Genomic DNA, 17,381 nt, shown 5'->3' with positions numbered 1-17,381 from the left:
TTCAGACATCTATCAGTCTAGCCGAGATGCGGCGCGGCGCTATCCTCCGACTTCCATGGACACCGTGGATCCGTTGCGCCCCTTGTGGACATTGAGCCGGGTGGTAATCCGTTGTTTCATGTCCGCCACATGGGAGACCACGCCGATGACCCGGCCGCCGCTGCGCAGGGCCTCGAGGGCGTCCATGACCTGCTCCAGGGTTTCGGCATCAAGCGAACCGAAGCCCTCGTCCACGAACAGCGTCTCGATGTCGATGCCTCCGCTTTGGTGCTGGATGACATCTGCCAATCCCAGCGCCAGGGACAGCGAGGCCATGAACGATTCCCCTCCGGAAAGCGTCTGGGTGTCGCGCCGGACGCCGGTCCAGGAGTCAAGGATCTGCAGGCCGAGCCCCGATTTGTTGTTTCCGCGCGGGGTGTCGTCGTGCACCAGCGAGTAGCGTTGGCCTGTCATCAGCAGCAGGCGGTGCGTTGCCGCGAGCGCGACGGCCTCCAGCCGCGCGGCGAGCACATAGGTGCTCAACGTCATCTTGAGCCGGTTCTCCCCCAACCCGCGGGCCAGATCGGACATCGACTTGAGCGTGTTGAACCGTTCGAGGACCGGTCCCTGTTCGCGGGCCAGGTCGGCAAGTTTCCTGCGGTTGGCCTGCAGCCTGGCGGTGTAGCTTTCGAGCACCGCATCGCCGGCGAGTACCGTGTCCCGGCGTTCCAGGGATTCCCGCACCGCGGCCGCAGCGGCGACAAGTTCTTCGGCCTCCGGGGCGCCCGTTCCGGAGTCGGCCTCGCTGCGCGCGAGTGTGGTTTCCGGGGCCTCGGCAAGCGTCTTGATGCGCACCGACTGCTCGTTGTGGGCATCGACCAGTTGCTGGCTCGAGACCCGTTCAGCCGATGGCAACAGTCGTCCCAGCCACGCGTCGGTGTCGGCGATGCCTGCCTGGGCAAGTTTGGCTTCCCACTGCGCGTCCGCGGCTGCTGCCGCGCCGTGGGCCGCTGCCAGCTCAGAGGCCGCAGCCGCGAGGGATTCGAGGCTCTCCGCTCGGGCCTTGAGCGCCGCGTGGCGTTCCCGCAGGCCCTGCCCGCCGCCGCTCAGTGCCGCGAGTGATTCGGTGAGCCTGCCGACGCGGGATTCGGCCGCCGCAATCTTGGTGCCGGTGACTTCGATGGCCGTGGCCGCCTTGGTCTCGTCGCTTTGCAGGGATTCGAGCTTTGCCGTTGCCTTGGCGAGTTCGGCGGCGGCCTCGGTGGCGGCCTCGGAGGATTCGACGGCTGCCCGGTGCTTGAGGGATGCGGCCTCGAAATCCGCCGCGGCGGTTTCCTTGTCGAGGTCGCCGATACGGTCCCGGATCAATGCCAGCGCTGTGTTGGCCTTCTCCAGCTGGGCGGCGGTCTTGGCTTCGGCTGCCTCGGCCTTGGCGGCCTGCGCCTGGGCGTGTTCGATGGCTTCGGAGTCGACGAGCCCACCCTCGGGCTGGGTTGCGGGCTTGGGATGTTCGTGGGAACCGCAGACCATGCAGGCATCGCCGTCGCGTAGCGCTGCGGCGAGGGTTGCGGCCGACTGGTCCAGGCGCAGGGAGACCAGGTCTGCCGCGGCCTCACGCAGGGTCAGCGTGTGGGTCTTGGCGTCGTTGAATTCGGAGTGTGCCTTGAGCTGGGCACGTTCGGCCCTGCCACGCGCCGCCACTTGGTCGCGGCGTTCACCGGCCGCATCGACCGTCTGCTGGAGCGCCGGGAGGGAAGCCAGCAGCGCGTCCGCGGTGGCGCATGCTGTCTGGAGGGCGGGAAGCCCCGCCTTGAGCTCCTGAATGTCCTTCACTCGCCGGGACTGCAGCGCCGATTCGGACTCCAGCGCGGTCTCGAGCTTGCCCAGTTCGGTCCGGGTGGCCTCGAGTTCCTGCTCGTCGGGCAGCGCCGCCTCGATGACGGCGGCCTTTTGCACGGCCGAAATTGCCATGGCCTTTGCCTGCTCGGCCAGCTGCACCACCGTTTCCAGCTCGGCCCCGGGTGCCTGTGCCGCGGCAAAGAGCCCGGCGGATGCGTCGTCCCCGTCGGAGTGCTCTTGGGCTTCCTCCATGGATCCCGCGCCGGAATCGAGGGCGCTGGCAAGCGCTTCGTGCAGCCTGGACTCCGCGTTTGCGGTGGCCTCCGCGGCGCCAAGTGCTTGCTGGTGGTAGGGCCTTAGTGCGACGGCGGCCGCGTCGCGCGTCAGCTTGGCGGCGAGTTCCGCAACCTCTGCGGCCTGCTCCTCATGGATCCGGCGCAGGGTGGCCAGCTCGGCAAGCTGTGCATGCCGGGCACCTCGTTCCTTGAGCTTGGTTTCCTCGGTGCGGGCGGCACTCGACCGTGCGTCCGCGTCCGTCAGCTCCTGCTGCAGCTTCTGCCGGGCATCGGACAGCGTGGTGTCGAAGTGCTTGCCCAGCGCGTCAAAGTCACCGGAGTCGCGCAGCCCCGCGGCGTCCTCCGGCAAGTCGGTCTCGTCCGGGTAAAGGGTCGTCAGTGCGTCGGCGACGAGTTGCTCGACGGTGGCCCGCTGGTTTCGCTCGGCGGCCTCGGCTTCCGCCTTGGCCTCGGCAAATCGTTCGCCCAGCACCTTTTCGGTGAGCGCGTATTCGCTGGTATCGAAGAGCGAGCGCAGGAGATCTTCGCGGTCCTTGTCTTTGGCCCGCAGGAAGGCTGCGAAGGCGCCCTGCGGCAGCATGGCGACCTTGGTGAATTGTTCCTTGTCCAGACCCAGGATTTCGCCGAGGGTGGCGCCGACCTCGTCGTTGCGGGTGGATTTTTCGATCCAGCTTCCGCCGACAAATTCACGCAGGCGGCTCTGGGCCTGGGCCGTCGTGGTGCCATTCTTGCCGCGTTTGGTCGGCCGGTCCCACGCGGGCGAGCGGGTGACTTCGAATCGCCGCCCCCCGGTGGAGAATTCGCAGATCACCTCGGGTGCCACCGAGGCTTCCGCGTGGTCGCTGCGCAGAGACTTGCTGCCCTGGCGGACCCCGGGAAGTGAACCGTAGAGCGCGTAGCAGATGCCGTCGAGCACGCTGGTCTTGCCGGCCCCGGTTTCACCGTTGAGCAGGAAGATGCCGCCCTCGGAGAGCGCATCGAAGTCGATGGTGGCGCGCTTGGCGAACGGCCCGAAGGCCTCGATTTCGAGACTGTGGACCCTCATTTTTCAACCTTTTCGCTGCGTATCTGGGCAAGGACGGAGACGAGCAGGTCGTCTTCGGCCTCGTTGAGCGGGCGTTTGCGCACGTGCTCAACAAATCCCGAGCAGACCTCCATCGGCGACTTGGCTTCCGCAAGCCGGTCGGCATAGCTGTGTGCCGTGTCGTCGGGCTTTTCATCCGGCTCGAAGTTCAGCACCAGGGTGTCCGGGAACCTGCTGCGCAGCCGTTCCATGGCACCTGCGGGGCGGTGCTTGTCGGTGAGGGTGATCTGGCACCATGCGTCCTTGGCTGAAGCGTACTGCTCGTCGGTGAGCAGCTCGTCGATCTTTCCGCGCAGGATGCGAAGCTGTTTCCGCGCCGGCCAGTCGACTTGCTTGACCTCGCCCAGACCCTCGGCCGTCACCTCAAGGACCCAAGCGCCCTTGCTGTGGCCCGCTTCCGAGAAGGAATACGGGATGGGGGAACCCGAGTAGCGGATGCTCGGAGCAAGCTTTTGGCGCCCGTGCAGGTGTCCGAGGGCGGCATAGGTGAAGTCGTTGAAGTGCGCGGTGGGGACGATGTCCAGCCCACCGATGCTCAACTCACGCTCGGATTCCGAGCCAGCTCCCCCGGCCGCAAAGACATGCGCCAGGACGATGCTGTGGACGGGTTGGTCCGTACCCGCTTGGCGGGCCTTCAGGTCTTCGCGCACCAGGTTCAGCGCGGCATTGACGACCGGCGAATGTCCCGGCTCCTCGACGCCGAGACGTTCGGCGACCATGCGCGGCTCCAGATAGGGCAAGCCGTAAACGGCGAGCGCGAAGCCTTCGCCCTCCATGAGCACCGGCCTGTCAATGTCCTCGAGGCGCGTGCGCAGCTGCAACCCGGCGTGTTCCAGCAATGCCGAACCGAATCCCAGACGCAGGGCAGAGTCATGGTTTCCGCTCGTGATGACAAGTTGGACGCCGGTTTGGCGCAGCCGAACCAGGGACCTGTCAAAGAGCGACACGGCGTCAACCGACGGCAAGGCCCTGTCGTAAACGTCCCCGGCAACCAGAACCACATCGATGCGCTCCTCCCGGATGGTCTCCAGCAGCCGGTCGATGAATTCTTCCTGTGCCGCCAGCAGGGAGGCCCCGTGGAAGGAGCGGCCCAGATGCCAATCGGAGGTGTGCAAGATACGCATGGCTCCAAGCCTAGCGAGGGCACCGGACGCTTTGTTAACCGACTCGGCACCTCGGGGAAAACCCATAGACTGGTGGGGTGACTGATTCAATCGATCCGTATGCGATTCCCGCTGATTTTTCCGACCGAGTTTTCGGCGTGCTGCTTGCCGCCGTCGACGGTGCCACCCACGCCCGTGACGGCCAGGAACCGGGCGAAAGCGAAACGCTGTCCCTGTTCCTCCTTGATGGTTTGCTCGAGGCCCTGGAATGGGCCAACGACGGCGTTGCCTCGGACGAGGCCGCCTGCATGTGGCTGGCCGGGCTGCGCTGGTACAAGCTTGTGATCAAGTCGTTCCCCGAGGGATCACCGGAACCGCAGCCGCGCTGGATCGACGAGGCCTTCGAGGGTGCCGAGGACTTTGCCCCCGGCGATCCCCAGCACCTGCTTGCCCTGGTGAACGCCGACATGGCTTCGGTTGGCCGCCCGGCCTTCCCGGCTGCCGACACCTCGGGTGTCCTGAGCCGTGCGGCGTTCATGGCGCTGCTACCTCGCGTGGATGAGGCGACGACGCACAAGCTTGCAACGGACGCCGCCGCGCTGACCCACGGTTCCCCGCTGGCGCACGCCGCCGCGGGCCAGGCTGCGCTTGTCGTGCGCGCTGCATTGGAAAACGGATCGGCGTCCGCGCCCCGATGGGCCGAGCTAGTTGCCGGCCTTGAGGGCGTGGCCGCCGAGGCCCTGCGCAACGCAGTGGCATTTGTCACCGAGTCGCTGGCAAACACCGACCCGAAGGCCGCATACGACACGCTCTTCGAACTGCTGGGGGAAGAGCCCGATGTCGAGACGGCTTCCTTCGCGTGCGCCTTGCTGGCAGCGGTGCTGGGAACGGACGCAGTGGCCGACCGCCCAGCGTCGGTCCTTGATCCCATCCTTGACCAAATGCACGAGCGCTGGATCAAGCTGACGGTGGGAAGCTAGCCGTGGCTGGTGCCGGCGCATGGAGCAACGAGCTCTACGCGCCGGCACCTTCATCGTCACGGTGGATCCTGAGGCACCGGCAAGCTGCAGCGGCCCTCCGGCCGGCATGAGGCGTTCATCCCCTGCCGGGAGACAATGCTCGTGGCGTGGAAACGCAGCACCGCATGCGGTATCAAGGGAATACCACCTGTCGGACGGCATCTCAGCGAAGCACGGGCAAAGGGGCAACACATGACCGCGAACGGCACGCCAGGCACGCCGCCCGCCGGAATTTTCAAGGGCAGTAGGCTGTCCGAGCTTGTTGCCAACACGAGGGCCACCGCCTACGGGGCGGTTTCCAAGGCGCCCTTCACCGTGGCGCTGATGGGAGCCATCCTGCTCAGCGGCCTGATCACCAGGTCAATTTTCAGGACCACCGAGAACAACAGGTGGTTCGAGGATCTTGCCTACGGGTTGCCGGCGTTCACCAACGGCGACTGGCTGACCGCAATCACCGGGACCTTTGTGCTGAGTGAACCGGCTTCCTACCTTTTGGTGATGTTCTTGCTCCCGCTCAGCGTGGGATGGCTGGAGGTGTCCCGCGGAACAAGATCCGCCATTGTGACCTTTTTCCTCAGCCAGTTCGCTTCGCTCGCCGTCGTCGCCGCCGTGTTGCTGCTCTTTAGGGATCTCGGTTCGTCCTGGATCGATGCGCTGTCCCGCGACGTGGACACTGGGCCGACCGGAGGCATCTTCGCGTGCCTCACCCTGGCGGTTTGCTACCTCCGGCAGCCGTGGAAGTTGCGCTGGCAGTTTCTCTTGATCAGCTTCGCAGTGGTGAGCGTGACGCTTGTCGGGGAAATCAGCGACCTGGAACATGCCGCGGCGATCACTCTGGTGCTGTTGTGGAAAATCCGGACCATTTCCAGACCCAACTTGCGCGAGCAGCGGTTCATCGCCTGGGTTGGCCTGCTATCGCTGGTCAGCATCCAAATCCTGACGATCATTGTTCCCACCAACGGCCCGTTTGGCCCCACCCAGGCCGGCGGGGGGCGCATTGCCGTTCTTGTCAACGCCGTGCTTGTCCTCGTCCTGACTCGCGGGCTGCGTTCCGGCCGACGCGTCGCCTGGGTCGCGGCCATTGTCCTGGCCATACTGAACGTACTGCGTGGGATCGTCGGCCTGACGCTCATCGTGACCCTCGGGCCGGAGCTCAGGCAGGGGTCCGGAATTGCGTCGTTTGCCGCGGCGCACGCGGCTTTGTGGGCCCTCATGCTTGTCTACCTTGTGCTGTGTTGGCGTGCCTTCGGAGTTCGCAGGCTCAGACGCCTGCCGGCGGCCTTGGGACACCGGGGCATGGATGCCCCTGCGGTGGTTGCCCAGCTGCGGAGATACGGCGGCGGGACCATCTCGTGGATGAGTACGTGGCGCGGAAACCAGCACTTCCGCTCCCCCGGCGGTTCAGTGATGACCTACCAGGTGCACATGGGCTGCGCCATCGGCTTGGCCGAGCCCATCGGCCCGGCCGAGGACAGGGATGCCGCGATGACGGCGTTCTCTTCTGCTGCCGAGAAGGCGGGCCTGTGCCCGTTCTTCTTCTCCACCAGCGCGCCCCTTGCCACGCCGCCGGACCAGTGGAGGGCCATGCAAATCGCCGAGGACACCCTGGTTGATTTGCCGGGTCTCGAGTTCGCGGGAAAGAAATGGTCCGACATCCGCACAGCGCTCAACCGGGCCGCGCGTGAGGAAGTTTCGTTCAGGGTCACCCGGCTGGCAGATGAGCCGACGCGTGTCAGGACCCAACTCGAAGAGATTTCGAAGGCATGGGTTGGCGACAAGTCCTTGCCCGAGATCCGGTTCACACTGGGCACGCTCGAGGAGGCCGCCGACCCCATGGTGAAACTTGCCCTGGCCGAGAATGCGCAGGGCGAGATCCAGGGATTCCTGAGCTGGTTGCCGGTCTATGCCCCGGGCGGCGAGATTTCCGGCTGGACGCTTGACCTCATGCGCAGGCGCGATTTCGGCTTCGCATCGGTCATGGAGTTCCTCATCGGTTCGTCCCTCAAGCACTTTTCGGACTCGGGAGCCGATTTCGCCTCGCTGTCGGGGGCGCCGCTGGCCCACATCCAGCACACGGCCGCACAGGAACCGGTGGACAGGGTGCTCGCCTCGGTGTCCAAGGCCCTTGAGCCGCTCTACGGTTTTGGTTCCCTGCATGCCTTCAAGGCCAAGTTCAATCCCCGGGTCGCGCCGATGTACTTGGTGTACCGGGATGAAAGCGACCTGCCGCGCATTGCTGGCGGGTTGACCCGCGCGTTCCTTCCCGAAGCCACGTTGAGCCAGCTCGCCCGCGAAGGCTTCGGCGCGCTTCGCGACATGCGTGCAAAGCGGCGTTAGGCCGCCCCGAACCCGTCGATAAGCTGAAGGAACTCGCCTTCGGCGAGGATTGCCACGCGTTGGCCTGCTTCCTGGAGACGCAGCACGCGCTTGGCCTTGCCGGTGAGCCGCCCGTTGGACAGGTCCTCGGGAACGAATCCGTCGCCGACCACCAGGACGGTGGTCGCCTTGGTGACCCGGCTGGCCGTCGTGGCGCCGCGCTCGGCGGCACTGTCCTTGGCCACCTGCCGGCTGATGCCGAGGTTGCCGGTGAAGACAACGGTTTCACCGTACAGCGGGTGCGCCGGATCGGCGTCGAGGTTCGGCTCCGGATCCTTGCCTTCCTGCGGCCAGGCCGCCCAGTCGGGCTGGACCGGCACGGAGTTGCCCCGGGCAGCCCACCCCTGGGCATCGCGGGTGGCCTTGGAAAGCTCGTCGCCCGGGGCGTATGCCTGCGCGAAGCCCATCTTGATTTTCAGTTTCTCGGCGGCCATCGCCACGGAATCCGCAGCTTGGCGGTGGGCGATGTCGACCATGATGGCGGCGCAAGCGTGGGCGTCGGCGAGCGCATCGTGGTGGTTCACCATCGGCGAGCCCGCTTCCTCCGCGACGAAGGGCAGCGAGTAGGAGGAAAGCTCGTAAGTTTTCCGGGCCATCTTCACGGTGCATGCGTAGTCGTAGGCCGGGCCGGAGAGTTCGGAGACCTCCAAGGCCGAGCGGATCACGCCGAGGTCGAAGGCCGCATTGTGCGCCACGAGGGTGTCATCGCCGATGAAGTTGGCCATGGGGATAAACAGTTCGCCAAAGCGCGGGGCATCGGCAACCATCTCTGCGGTGATGTGGTGGATCATCGTGTTGCGCGCATCGAAGTGGTCGAATCCCGCCGGCGGGCGCATCAGCCAGGAGACTTCCTCGATGATTTTTCCGTTGCGGACCTTGCTCAGGCCCACGCTGCAGGCAGAGCCGCGGAATCCGTTAGCCGTCTCAAAGTCGATCGATGTAAAGTCCAAAGCCACGTGTGAAACGATACAGCCGATGACCGACATTCTTGGAACTGCGGCAATCTTATGTGGCGGGAATGACAGTGGTCCCGCCTGCCACACACCCCCTGTGCACCCAACAAAAGGCCGGCTCCCCGCATGTCGCAACGGGGAGCCAACCACTGGTTTCAAGAGCGTCGGGTGGACATCCTAGGTGGTTGCCTTCCGCAGGGTCACGTACGAGCCCCCGGCGAGCAGCACGCAGATGGTGCCAAGCATCAGGGCTACCCCCAGGGTGGACAGCGAGCCGAGCCAGACACCGAGCGGGACCCACCAATCGTTGAGGGTCAGCATCGCGGTCAGGGCCAGCAGGATCGCCGCGAATCCGATGCCCACAATCAACATGCCGGTGGCTTTCCAGCGCAGGTAGACAGTTGCGCACCAGAACCCGATCATGAACAGCAGCACCATGGCAACGAAGTAGAACAGGATCTGGACCGCGGCGTTGTTCTCGGCAATCCATCCCAGCGCAAAGAGCTGTCCGTTCATGCCCCACCCGCCGGTTGCCTTTTCGATGAGCCCAAGCACGTAGTAGATCAACGAGTAGGCCAGTGCGATCACCGCGAACAGGCCCAGGGTTCCCATGTAGAAGGTCTTCCGCGAAACGCTCATGGCTTGGGAGAAGGGGAACGTCAGAGTCAGCGACTGGATACCGAGCGCCAGGAAGTACCACATGACGGCCTGCCCCGACCCGGAGACCAAGACCACGTCGCCGGAGTTCCTGGACACGATCGCCCAAATGGCAATCGTGAAGGTCGTGCTTGCCAACAAGATCACCATCGGAATGCCCAGGAAGGTCCATTTGTTGATCAGTTGCATTCGCGCAACATTGACGATGCGGCTCATTTGAGGGCCTCCAGACTTTCCTCGTTGTTTTCCTTGGACTGTTCCGCGAGCGTGGTGCGAACCACCAGTTGTTGCAGGGGAACCGGGGAAAGCTCAAGCCCGAGTTCCGCTGCCATCTCCCGCTGGGTGCCGGTGAGCCTTGCCTTGATGGTCACCGAGGCAAGGGAACCGAGCGAATCTCGGTGCAGCACCTCGTAGCCGTCGATGAACGCACTGACTTTCTCCGCGTTGCCGGTGACGGCCACCGCGGATCCCCGCAGCGTCTCGGCATCCTCGTCGAGCATGATACTGCCCTTGTCGATGACAACCACGTGTTCAAGCAGGTTCGCGATCTCGTCGATCAAGTGCGAGGACAGCACGATCGTGCGTGGATACTCCGAGAAATCCTCGACCAGGCGGTCGTAGAAGATCTGTCGGGCCACAGCGTCAAGGCCGAGGTAGGGCTCATCGAAGAAGGTGATCTCCGCCCGGGACGCCATGCCTATGATGATTCCGACGGCCGACAGCTGTCCGCGGGAGAGTTTCTTGATCCGACGCTTCAGCGGCAGGGAGAACTCTTCGACCAAGCGGTCGGCAAGTTCCTGGTTCCAGCTTCCGAAGAAAAGCGAGGCTGCCATGAACGCCTGCTTCGGCGTGAAGTCGTCAGGGTACTTCTGGGATTCGCGAATGAAACAGATCCGCGAGAGTGTCTCGTCGTGTTCGAACGGGTTACTTCCGTAGATCAGCGCCTCGCCGCTGGTGGGGTATCCCTGTCCGGCCAGGATGGACATCAGGGTCGTTTTGCCGGCGCCGTTGCGCCCCAGCAATCCGTGGATCCGCCCTTCCTGGAGCGTGAGCGAGATGCCGTCCAACGCGTTGAGTTCCCGGTAGGACTTGACGAGGTTGCGAACCTCGATGGCGGGTGTTGGTTGGTCGTTCATCGGAGGCCGCTCCCTTCAGCTACTTCTGCGATGAGTGATTGTTTGATCATGATGCTTAGCTCCTCGCCAGTGATGCCGAGCTTTCGCGCTTCCCGGGCCAGCGGTTGAATGTATTGTGCTTGGAAATCCTTGCGGCGGATGTCGAGCAATCGGGCTCGGGATCCGGTTGAGACAAACATGCCAATTCCACGTTTCTTGTACAGAATTCCGCTTTCTACCAAGAGGTTGACGCCCTTGGCGGCGGTGGCTGGATTGATGCGGTAGTAGGCCGCGAATTCGTTGGTGGAGGGAACCTGCGATTCCTCACCGAGTGTTCCCGAAACGATGTCGTTTTCGATCAATTCCGCAATTTGCAGGAAGATCGGCCGAGAATCATCGATCACACTCATGGGGTACTACCTCCGAGGATTCCCTGACGAAACCACTTGCTTGGTTCAGTGGTTCATTACTCATGTAACTAACCTAGAATCGCGACCGCCAACTGTCAAGGCTCGAACGCCAGCGAACTCCACAAAGCCACGTGGATTCCGGGCAGCAAAAAGCCCGGTCGCTACGCACCCCGTTGTAGGGGCGGCGACGACCGGGCTTCGAAAGAATCCGGTTACACGGCGTGCCCGCTAACCGACGTTTTCGCTCTCCTGCTCGGGCTGGATCGGCTGGGCCTTGCGCTTGCGCAGCTTGAGCACCAGCCACAAGGCAACCAGCAGGACGACGACCACGATCACGATCTTCTGGAAGACATCGGCGTAGGTTTCAACGACGTGCCAGTTTTCGCCCAGGTAGAAGCCGGCCAGCACGAAGATCGAGTTCCAGATCAGGGAGCCTGCGGCGGTCAGCCCCAGGAACTTGCCCTGGTTCATCTTGGTAATGCCCGCGGGAATGGAAATCAGCGAGCGGAAGATCGGGATCATGCGACCGAAGAACACTGCCTTGGACCCGTTGCGGTCAAACCAGCCCTCGACCTTGTCCACGTCGTTCAGGTCCACGAGCGGAAGCCAGCCGAAGATCTTGCGGGTACGTTCGCGGCCCAGCGCACGTCCCACCCAGTAGAGGGCGTAGGCGCCGAAGATCGAGCCAAGAGTGGTCCACAGGAGCGCCTCGAAGAGCGAGAACGATCCGCGGCTCGCGGTGAATCCGGCCAGGGGCAGGATCACCTCGGAGGGCAGCGGCGGGAACAGGTTCTCCATGGCGATGGCCAGAGCGGCGCCGGGGGCACCGATGATTTCCATCAGTCCCACGGCCCAGTCGGCAAATCGGGTGATCAGGCTGTCGCCGGAGGAATCGGCGGTGGCGGCCTGTAGCGCAATCAGAGTCGTCATCCCTTTCAGTCTCCCCTATCTGTCCGAAAATTCACCGTGACCATCGCCGCGATGTGGCGAACGCCTCACCGACAACGCACGTATTATCAGCACATGAAGCCAGCAAGCACCCGGAAACCGGAAATCATTCGGATGTTCCCCGACTACGCGGATACAGTGCTGTGGCTTGGGGACCCCCTCGATTATGCCGACACCGGGTTGAGCTTCGCACTGGTTGAAGCGCTTCAGGCTTGGGAGCAGCTCTACTACGATTCGCTGGATGGCGACTATGCATTTCGTTCCCGGGGCATCGAAGAAAAGTTCACCATCGAAGGAATTCGCCTGGCCAAGCTGGTTTCCACGGAAATCGGGGTCGGCCACATCGTCGAGTATGACGGTGCCGCCTTGATCAAACACCCCGCGCTCTTCCAATGCCCGGGGACCGCGTCCAACCCGGCGGCGGCCAAGTGCTTCGATGACCTGGTGGAAGCCAAGCTGCAGTCGGACCGGGAAATGAAGGAAATGTTGAAGAGCGGCCCGTACTACTTTTATTCACCACCGAGCGGTGCCGTGTTCGACCCGCAGGGGGTGCTCGAAGGACACGGTAAATCGCGCAAGCGCAGAAAGTAGTCTGCAACCCGGCCTTGGCTTCCCGCCGTGTGCCTCAGGAGGTGGACGGCGGCACGGCCCTGTCCGTCTTGGCGACGCTGAGCAAGAGCCCGGATTCCTCCAGTGCCGTGATCTGCGACGTTCCCGACGGCATGACCAACAGGTCGCCGGTGCGGCCTTCCCACTGCTGCTCACCCGAGGTCAGCCGGATGCGGCCGCTGAGCACCATCACCGTCGCTTCGCCCGGGTTGATGTGCTCCTTGAGCTCGGTTCCGGCGGCGAGGCCCATGACGGTTTGCCGCAGCGTGTGTTCGTGCCCGCCGAAGACGGTGCTGGCACTGCGTCCGCTGGAAGCCGTCGCGGCCGTGCGCATCTGCGTGCGAGCGATGGCCGTGAGAGAAAACTTTTTCATGCTGCCCCGATTCCCGCGATCTCCGATGCCCAATGTCTACCCGGTTCGCCGCGCCCCGGTCAAGGCTCCGGCCGCCGGTCAACGGGCGGGGATGCAAGAAATGCGTTGGTGCCCCGGCAAACCGGGACACCAACGCATTCGCGTTTCGTTGAAAACTACCGCGACTCGGCTTCGGTGAGCGCTTTCACGATCTGCGGCAACAGGCCGCGGAATGCACGTCCGCGGTGGCTGATCGCGTTCTTTTCCTCGCTGGTCAGCTCGGCCACCGAGATCGAGTAGCCCTCGGGCTGCAGGATCGGGTCGTAGCCGAACCCTCCGTTGCCCCGGCGCTCGCGCAGCAGCGTGCCGGGCATGTGCCCGAGCTCCACCGCGACGTACCCGTCGGGGGTCGCCAGTGCGGCCGCGCACACGAACGAGGCACCGCGGTGCTCGTCCTTGACGTCGCCGAGCTGGGCGAGCAGCAGGTCGATGTTCGCCTGGTCGTCGCCGTGGCGGCCGGCCCAGCGCGCCGAGAAGATGCCCGGCGCCCCGCCCAGCACGACGACGGACAACCCGGAATCGTCGGCAATGGCAATCAGGCCTGTGGCTGCGGTGACGGCGCGGGCCTTGAGCAGCGCGTTGCCCTGGAAGGTGACCTCGTCCTCGACAACGTCCGGGGCGCCGACCGCGGAGGCGTCAACCACCTGGGTGTCGACGTCGAGCCCGGGGACCTGGCCGCGCAGCAGCTCGCGCAATTCGCGCAGTTTGCCCTTGTTGTGGGTGGCCAGCACCAACCGGGGGCTTACGCTCATGCGTTGACGCCCAAGGTTTCGCGCTGGATGCGGGCCAGCTCGGTGGTGCCGACCAGTGCCAGGTCCAGCAGCGCGTCCAGTTCGGCGCGCTTGAACGGCGCGCCCTCGGCGGTGCCCTGGACCTCGACGAAGTCGCCGCCGCCGGTGACCACGACGTTCATGTCGGTCTCGGCGTCGACGTCCTCGACGTAGGGAAGGTCAAGCATCGGGGTGCCGGCGATGATGCCCACGGAGATCGCGGAGACCGAGTCGGTGAGGACCGTGGCGTTCTTCTTGACCAGGTTGTTGGCCTTGGCCCACTCGATGGCCTCGGCCAGTGCCACGTAGGCGCCGGTGATCGCCGCGGTGCGGGTGCCGCCGTCGGCCTGCAGCACGTCGCAGTCCAGCACGATGGTGTTCTCGCCCAGTGCCTTGGTGTCGATGACGGCGCGCAGCGAGCGGCCGATCAGGCGGGAGATCTCGTGGGTGCGGCCGCCGATCTTGCCCTTGACCGATTCGCGGCTGTTGCGGGTGTTGGTGGCGCGCGGCAGCATCGAGTACTCGGCGGTGACCCAGCCGGTACCCTCCCCCTTGAGCCAGCGCGGCACACCCGCGGTGAAGGAGGCGGTGCACAGCACCTTGGTGTTGCCGAATTCGATGAGGGCCGAGCCCTCGGCCTGCTTGGACCAGCCACGGGTGATGGTGATCTCGCGGAGTTGGTCTACCGCGCGCCCGTCGGCGCGCACTGCTGCGGAAGTCGATGCTGAAGTCATGGCTTCAAGTCTAGTGCGCGCATCCAACGGGACCGCACGCCGCGCACCTCGGGGCTGGACCGACGGGGGAAAGACATAAGGCGCATCAGGTTCCACCGGAAATCGGCGGGACCGGATGCACCCTCGCACGCCAAGCTGCTGCGCGACGCTACTTCTTCTTGGGTTTTGCGCCCCGCCACTCGCGGGTGGGCGCCGAACGCACGATCGAGACCGGCGCGGTGGGCAGCGACTTCGGCGTGCCCAGCTGGGAGCCGGACCAGACCCCGTAGGTGACGCCGGAGACCGCCACGGCGATGCCGCCGGAGTAGACCTCCTTGGCCTCGTTGACCACGGTGTTGATGTCGGTCCAGACCGGGATGTGGGTCAGCAGCAGGCGCTCGACGCCTGCCTCTGTCGCGGCCTGGCCGGCGCGCCGTCCGGTCAGGTGGACTCCCTTGATGGAATCGTCGCGGCCCTCCTGGAAGGCGGCCTCGCAGAGGAACATGTCAGCGCCTTGGGCGGCCTCGATGAGGCCCGGGCAGGAATCGGTGTCGCCGGAGTAGGTGAGCACCGAGGTGCGCATGGTGCCGTCGGCCATCGGCTCGGTGGCCTCGACGCGCAGCGCGTAGGACTCCTCGATGGGGTGCAGCACCGGGTACGGGGTGATGGAGAACGGGCCGATCTTCACCGGCTCGTGGGCCTTCCAGTTCTGGAAGTCGTAGTCCGGGTGCATGCCCTCCTCCAGCGGCAGGCCGTAGGCGGTGGCCATGCGGTCCGCGGTCGCCGCGGGGCCGTGCACCAGCATGCGCTCGCGCCCCCAGCCGGCCGGATCCCAGCGGATGGCCACGTGCATGCCGCACAGGTCCATGCAGTGGTCCGGGTGCAGGTGCGAGATGAAGATCGCATCCAGGTCCTTGATGTCCGTGTAGCGCTGCAGCACGCCAAGCGCGCCGGAGCCCAGATCCAGGAGGATCTTCCACTGGCGTTCACCGTCGAACGCGCTGACAAGATAACAGGAGGCGGGCGATCCCGGACCGGGGAATGACCCGGTACAGCCAATGATCGTCAGCTTCATGACACACTCGCTTTCGAAAGGGCGACCATTGCCGGAGTGATCATGGCAATGGAGCCGGTCGGATAGTGGGCGGCGACGTGGTCGACCTGTTCAACCGCCAAAACCTCGGGGCCCAGGAAACGCCGGGCCAAAACCTCAAAACTTGCGGCGTTCCCGGTGGCCAGGAACTGGTGCGTGGGGGCAGCGGCCTCGTCGCGGGCCAGGTCGTGGCGCATCAGCGCGCGGTAGACGTCCTTGGCCGTTTCCTCGGCGCTGGAGACCAGGGTGACGTCCTCGCCCATGACGTAGGAGATCACGCCGGTGAGCAACGGGTAGTGGGTGCAGCCAAGCACCAGGGTGTCCACGCCGGCGGCCTTCAGCGGGGCCAGGTACTCCTCGGCGGTTTCCATGAGCTCGGCGCCGGTGGTGATGCCGTTCTCGACGAACTCGACGAAGCGCGGGCAGGCCACGGAGGTGATCGAAAGCTGCGGGGCCGCGGCGAAGGCGTCCTCGTAGGCGCGCGATCCGACGGTGGCGAGGGTGCCGATGACGCCGATCTTGCCGTTGCGGGTGGCAGAGACGGCGCGGCGCACCGCGGGCTGGATGACCTCGACCACGGGGATGCCGTAGCGGGCGGTGTAGCGTTCGCGGGCGTCGCGCAGGACCGCGGCGGAGGCGGAGTTGCAGGCGATGACCAGGAGCTTGACGCCGGCGTCGACCAGTTCGTCCATGACGCCGAGCGCGTTGGCGCGGACCTCGGCGATGGGCAGCGGCCCGTAGGGCGAGTTCGCGGTGTCCCCCACGTACATGGTGGATTCGCCGGGAAGCTGGTCGATGATGGCACGCGAAACGGTCAGGCCGCCGACGCCGGAATCAAAGATGCCGAGCGGGGCATTGGCCCGGGGCCTGTCGAGCGGGAACATTTCGCTGGTGGACGCACTTGTCATGGTCTACGAAGACTACTAGGTGGGCGCGCCCAACAACTAGCAAGCGCGCCACACTGTAGCCCAGCTCACAAAGATTTCAGCATGGCCTGCATGAGGGATTCCTGCAGCCAGGTGACGAAATTGTAGACAAGGGCGAGGTACTCGTCGACGGTGTCGGCCTTGGACCAGTCGTCCTGTGCGTGGATGCGCTCGGCGTCTTCCTCGGTCTCCAGGCCCAGCCGCTCGGCCAGCACCAGGCGCACGTCGTTGATGGCCGCGGCAAAGCGCGGGGCCGTCTCGTCGCTGAGCAGGACCGTGGAAGATTCCATGAGCAGCGCGGCCTCGCGCAGCGCACCGATCTTGCGTTCCCTGATGCCGCGCTCGCTCAGGCGGCGGAATTCCAGGGCCGCGATCGGGTCGTTCGGGTCCGCGTCGGGAAGCAGGCGCTTGGTGGCCGGGTCGGTGGGGGCCGCGAAGTGGTCCTTGTGGGCGTTGGGGTCGAGGCCCACCATCGCCCACAACGGGTCCTCGTCCGCCTCGCGTTCGGGTTCCAGCAGCTGGATGACGTCTTCAAAGAGTCCGCGCAACAGCTTGCGCTCGGCGCTCTCCAAGGATGCGGAGTACCCGCGCATGGTGTTCTTGAAAGCTCGTGCCATGGTTATGCGGCGTCCGCCTTGGAGAGGGTCGCCCACAGGCCGAAGCCGTGCATGGCCGCGACGTCGGCCTCGATCTTCTCGCGGGTCCCGGTGGAAACGACGCTGCGGCCCTGCTGGTGCACCTGCATCATCAGCTCGTCGGCCTTGGCCTCCGAGTAGCCGAAGTAGGAGCGGAAGACGTAGCTGACGTAGCTCATCAGGTTGACCGGATCGTTCCAGACAATCAAGACGTAGGGTTGGTCGGCTTGCAGCGCTTGGGCCTGCTCTACGTGCTCAAGCACATCGGGCATCGCAGTCATGAATGGCATGCTCCCATTCTACGACCGCACGCGGCCCGCGCGAACCGCCGGGAGCGGCGCACGCCCGCCGCCGCGCAGGGGAACGAACGCCGCGGGCGCCCCGGCCGCCAAGGGGCGGAAAAGGCCCGGCGGGTCTAGAGTATCTACTAAGACCCCGGCGGCG

17 protein-coding genes are annotated in these 17,381 nt (G+C 65.1%); 3 read left to right on the top strand and 14 right to left on the bottom strand.

All coding sequences use genetic code 11. From position 1 onward, the window contains the following. Positions 1–39: 39 nt before the first annotated feature. Both ACFY5D_RS17350 and ACFY5D_RS17345 read right to left on the bottom strand, forming a co-directional pair. On the bottom strand, positions 40–3,159 hold the full coding sequence (locus tag ACFY5D_RS17350; protein WP_387532666.1) for an AAA family ATPase: 3,120 nt from the start codon (positions 3,157–3,159) through the stop codon (positions 40–42). After that, a complete protein-coding gene (locus ACFY5D_RS17345) occupies positions 3,156–4,322 on the bottom strand; it encodes an exonuclease SbcCD subunit D (protein ID WP_387532663.1) in 1,167 nt (388 codons plus the stop codon). Before ACFY5D_RS17345 ends, ACFY5D_RS17350 begins: the two co-directional genes overlap by 4 nt. A gap of 77 nt (positions 4,323–4,399) precedes the next feature. On the opposite strand from ACFY5D_RS17345, the gene ACFY5D_RS17340 reads away from it, so the two are divergent. Together ACFY5D_RS17340 and ACFY5D_RS17335 are read left to right on the top strand one after the other, a co-directional pair. Beyond that, positions 4,400–5,281: an ADP-ribosylglycohydrolase family protein gene (locus tag ACFY5D_RS17340; RefSeq protein ID WP_387532660.1), complete on the top strand. Its 882-nt coding sequence runs from the start codon at positions 4,400–4,402 to the stop codon at positions 5,279–5,281. A gap of 231 nt (positions 5,282–5,512) precedes the next feature. Next, positions 5,513–7,657 (top strand): bifunctional lysylphosphatidylglycerol flippase/synthetase MprF, encoded by a 2,145-nt coding sequence (locus ACFY5D_RS17335; protein WP_387532657.1) that lies wholly within the window; start codon positions 5,513–5,515, stop codon positions 7,655–7,657. Here the strand turns inward: ACFY5D_RS17335 and ACFY5D_RS17330 are convergent. The 5 genes from ACFY5D_RS17330 to ACFY5D_RS17310 all read right to left on the bottom strand — a co-directional run bounded on the left by ACFY5D_RS17330 (position 7,654) and on the right by ACFY5D_RS17310 (position 11,761). Further along, positions 7,654–8,652, bottom strand: coding sequence for an exonuclease domain-containing protein (locus tag ACFY5D_RS17330; RefSeq protein WP_387532654.1), 999 nt, complete (start codon positions 8,650–8,652; stop codon positions 7,654–7,656). The two genes, ACFY5D_RS17335 and ACFY5D_RS17330, sit on opposite strands and share 4 nt — an antisense overlap. A gap of 174 nt (positions 8,653–8,826) precedes the next feature. After that, positions 8,827–9,495 carry a hypothetical protein gene (locus ACFY5D_RS17325; protein ID WP_387532651.1) on the bottom strand — a complete coding sequence of 223 codons (669 nt, stop codon included), beginning with the start codon at positions 9,493–9,495 and terminating at the stop codon, positions 8,827–8,829. Positions 9,496–9,518: 23 nt separating this feature from the next. Further along, positions 9,519–10,442 (bottom strand): ABC transporter ATP-binding protein, encoded by a 924-nt coding sequence (locus ACFY5D_RS17320; protein WP_387532648.1) that lies wholly within the window; start codon positions 10,440–10,442, stop codon positions 9,519–9,521. Then, the gene (locus ACFY5D_RS17315) at positions 10,439–10,831 is read right to left on the bottom strand and encodes a GntR family transcriptional regulator (protein ID WP_387532645.1); all 393 of its coding nucleotides are present in this window, start codon (positions 10,829–10,831) and stop codon (positions 10,439–10,441) included. The genes ACFY5D_RS17320 and ACFY5D_RS17315 overlap by 4 nt, the downstream gene beginning before the upstream one ends. Before the next feature lie 228 nt (positions 10,832–11,059). Next, positions 11,060–11,761, bottom strand: a complete 702-nt coding sequence (locus ACFY5D_RS17310; RefSeq protein ID WP_387532642.1) for a DedA family protein — start codon at positions 11,759–11,761, stop codon at positions 11,060–11,062. A gap of 36 nt (positions 11,762–11,797) precedes the next feature. On the opposite strand from ACFY5D_RS17310, the gene ACFY5D_RS17305 reads away from it, so the two are divergent. Continuing rightward, positions 11,798–12,370, top strand: coding sequence for a hypothetical protein (locus tag ACFY5D_RS17305; protein ID WP_387532639.1), 573 nt, complete (start codon positions 11,798–11,800; stop codon positions 12,368–12,370). A gap of 34 nt (positions 12,371–12,404) precedes the next feature. Here ACFY5D_RS17305 and ACFY5D_RS17300 read toward each other — a convergent pair whose 3' ends face one another. The 7 genes from ACFY5D_RS17300 to clpS form a co-directional block, all read right to left on the bottom strand. Then, positions 12,405–12,761 (bottom strand): cupin domain-containing protein, encoded by a 357-nt coding sequence (locus ACFY5D_RS17300; RefSeq protein WP_387532636.1) that lies wholly within the window; start codon positions 12,759–12,761, stop codon positions 12,405–12,407. A 155-nt stretch (positions 12,762–12,916) separates the two neighbouring features. Continuing rightward, positions 12,917–13,552, bottom strand: coding sequence for an RdgB/HAM1 family non-canonical purine NTP pyrophosphatase (gene rdgB, locus ACFY5D_RS17295; protein ID WP_387532633.1), 636 nt, complete (start codon positions 13,550–13,552; stop codon positions 12,917–12,919). Beyond that, positions 13,549–14,304 carry a ribonuclease PH gene (rph, locus tag ACFY5D_RS17290; RefSeq protein WP_387532630.1) on the bottom strand — a complete coding sequence of 252 codons (756 nt, stop codon included), beginning with the start codon at positions 14,302–14,304 and terminating at the stop codon, positions 13,549–13,551. Before rph ends, rdgB begins: the two co-directional genes overlap by 4 nt. A 148-nt stretch (positions 14,305–14,452) precedes the next feature. Further along, on the bottom strand, positions 14,453–15,358 hold the full coding sequence (locus tag ACFY5D_RS17285) for an MBL fold metallo-hydrolase (protein ID WP_387532627.1): 906 nt from the start codon (positions 15,356–15,358) through the stop codon (positions 14,453–14,455). Further along, on the bottom strand, positions 15,355–16,284 hold the full coding sequence (gene murI / locus ACFY5D_RS17280) for a glutamate racemase (RefSeq protein ID WP_387532624.1): 930 nt from the start codon (positions 16,282–16,284) through the stop codon (positions 15,355–15,357). The genes ACFY5D_RS17285 and murI overlap by 4 nt, the downstream gene beginning before the upstream one ends. Positions 16,285–16,349: 65 nt before the next feature. Beyond that, positions 16,350–16,919: a DUF2017 domain-containing protein gene (locus ACFY5D_RS17275; protein ID WP_387532622.1), complete on the bottom strand. Its 570-nt coding sequence runs from the start codon at positions 16,917–16,919 to the stop codon at positions 16,350–16,352. Positions 16,920–16,921: 2 nt separating this feature from the next. Continuing rightward, complete coding sequence (clpS, locus tag ACFY5D_RS17270) at positions 16,922–17,218, bottom strand: ATP-dependent Clp protease adapter ClpS (RefSeq protein WP_387532907.1); 297 nt, start codon at positions 17,216–17,218, stop codon at positions 16,922–16,924. Positions 17,219–17,381: the final 163 nt, after the last annotated feature.

It is taken from the genome of Paeniglutamicibacter sp. NPDC012692, from assembly GCF_042901625.1.
GTDB lineage: Bacteria > Actinomycetota > Actinomycetes > Actinomycetales > Micrococcaceae > Paeniglutamicibacter.
This window is presented reverse-complemented; position numbering and strand designations above follow the sequence as displayed.

Coding starts and splice junctions, on each gene's coding strand:
- ACFY5D_RS17350 (WP_387532666.1), bottom strand. CDS start 3,159: ATGAGGGTCCACAGTCTCGAAATCGAGGCCTTCGGGCCGTTCGCCAAG.
- ACFY5D_RS17345 (WP_387532663.1), bottom strand. CDS start 4,322: ATGCGTATCTTGCACACCTCCGATTGGCATCTGGGCCGCTCCTTCCAC.
- ACFY5D_RS17335 (WP_387532657.1), top strand. CDS start 5,513: ATGACCGCGAACGGCACGCCAGGCACGCCGCCCGCCGGAATTTTCAAG.
- ACFY5D_RS17325 (WP_387532651.1), bottom strand. CDS start 9,495: ATGCAACTGATCAACAAATGGACCTTCCTGGGCATTCCGATGGTGATC.
- ACFY5D_RS17320 (WP_387532648.1), bottom strand. CDS start 10,442: ATGAACGACCAACCAACACCCGCCATCGAGGTTCGCAACCTCGTCAAG.
- ACFY5D_RS17315 (WP_387532645.1), bottom strand. CDS start 10,831: ATGAGTGTGATCGATGATTCTCGGCCGATCTTCCTGCAAATTGCGGAA.
- ACFY5D_RS17310 (WP_387532642.1), bottom strand. CDS start 11,761: ATGACGACTCTGATTGCGCTACAGGCCGCCACCGCCGATTCCTCCGGC.
- ACFY5D_RS17300 (WP_387532636.1), bottom strand. CDS start 12,761: ATGAAAAAGTTTTCTCTCACGGCCATCGCTCGCACGCAGATGCGCACG.
- rdgB (WP_387532633.1), bottom strand. CDS start 13,552: ATGAGCGTAAGCCCCCGGTTGGTGCTGGCCACCCACAACAAGGGCAAA.
- rph (WP_387532630.1), bottom strand. CDS start 14,304: ATGACTTCAGCATCGACTTCCGCAGCAGTGCGCGCCGACGGGCGCGCG.
- ACFY5D_RS17285 (WP_387532627.1), bottom strand. CDS start 15,358: ATGAAGCTGACGATCATTGGCTGTACCGGGTCATTCCCCGGTCCGGGA.
- murI (WP_387532624.1), bottom strand. CDS start 16,284: ATGACAAGTGCGTCCACCAGCGAAATGTTCCCGCTCGACAGGCCCCGG.
- ACFY5D_RS17275 (WP_387532622.1), bottom strand. CDS start 16,919: ATGGCACGAGCTTTCAAGAACACCATGCGCGGGTACTCCGCATCCTTG.
- clpS (WP_387532907.1), bottom strand. CDS start 17,218: ATGACTGCGATGCCCGATGTGCTTGAGCACGTAGAGCAGGCCCAAGCG.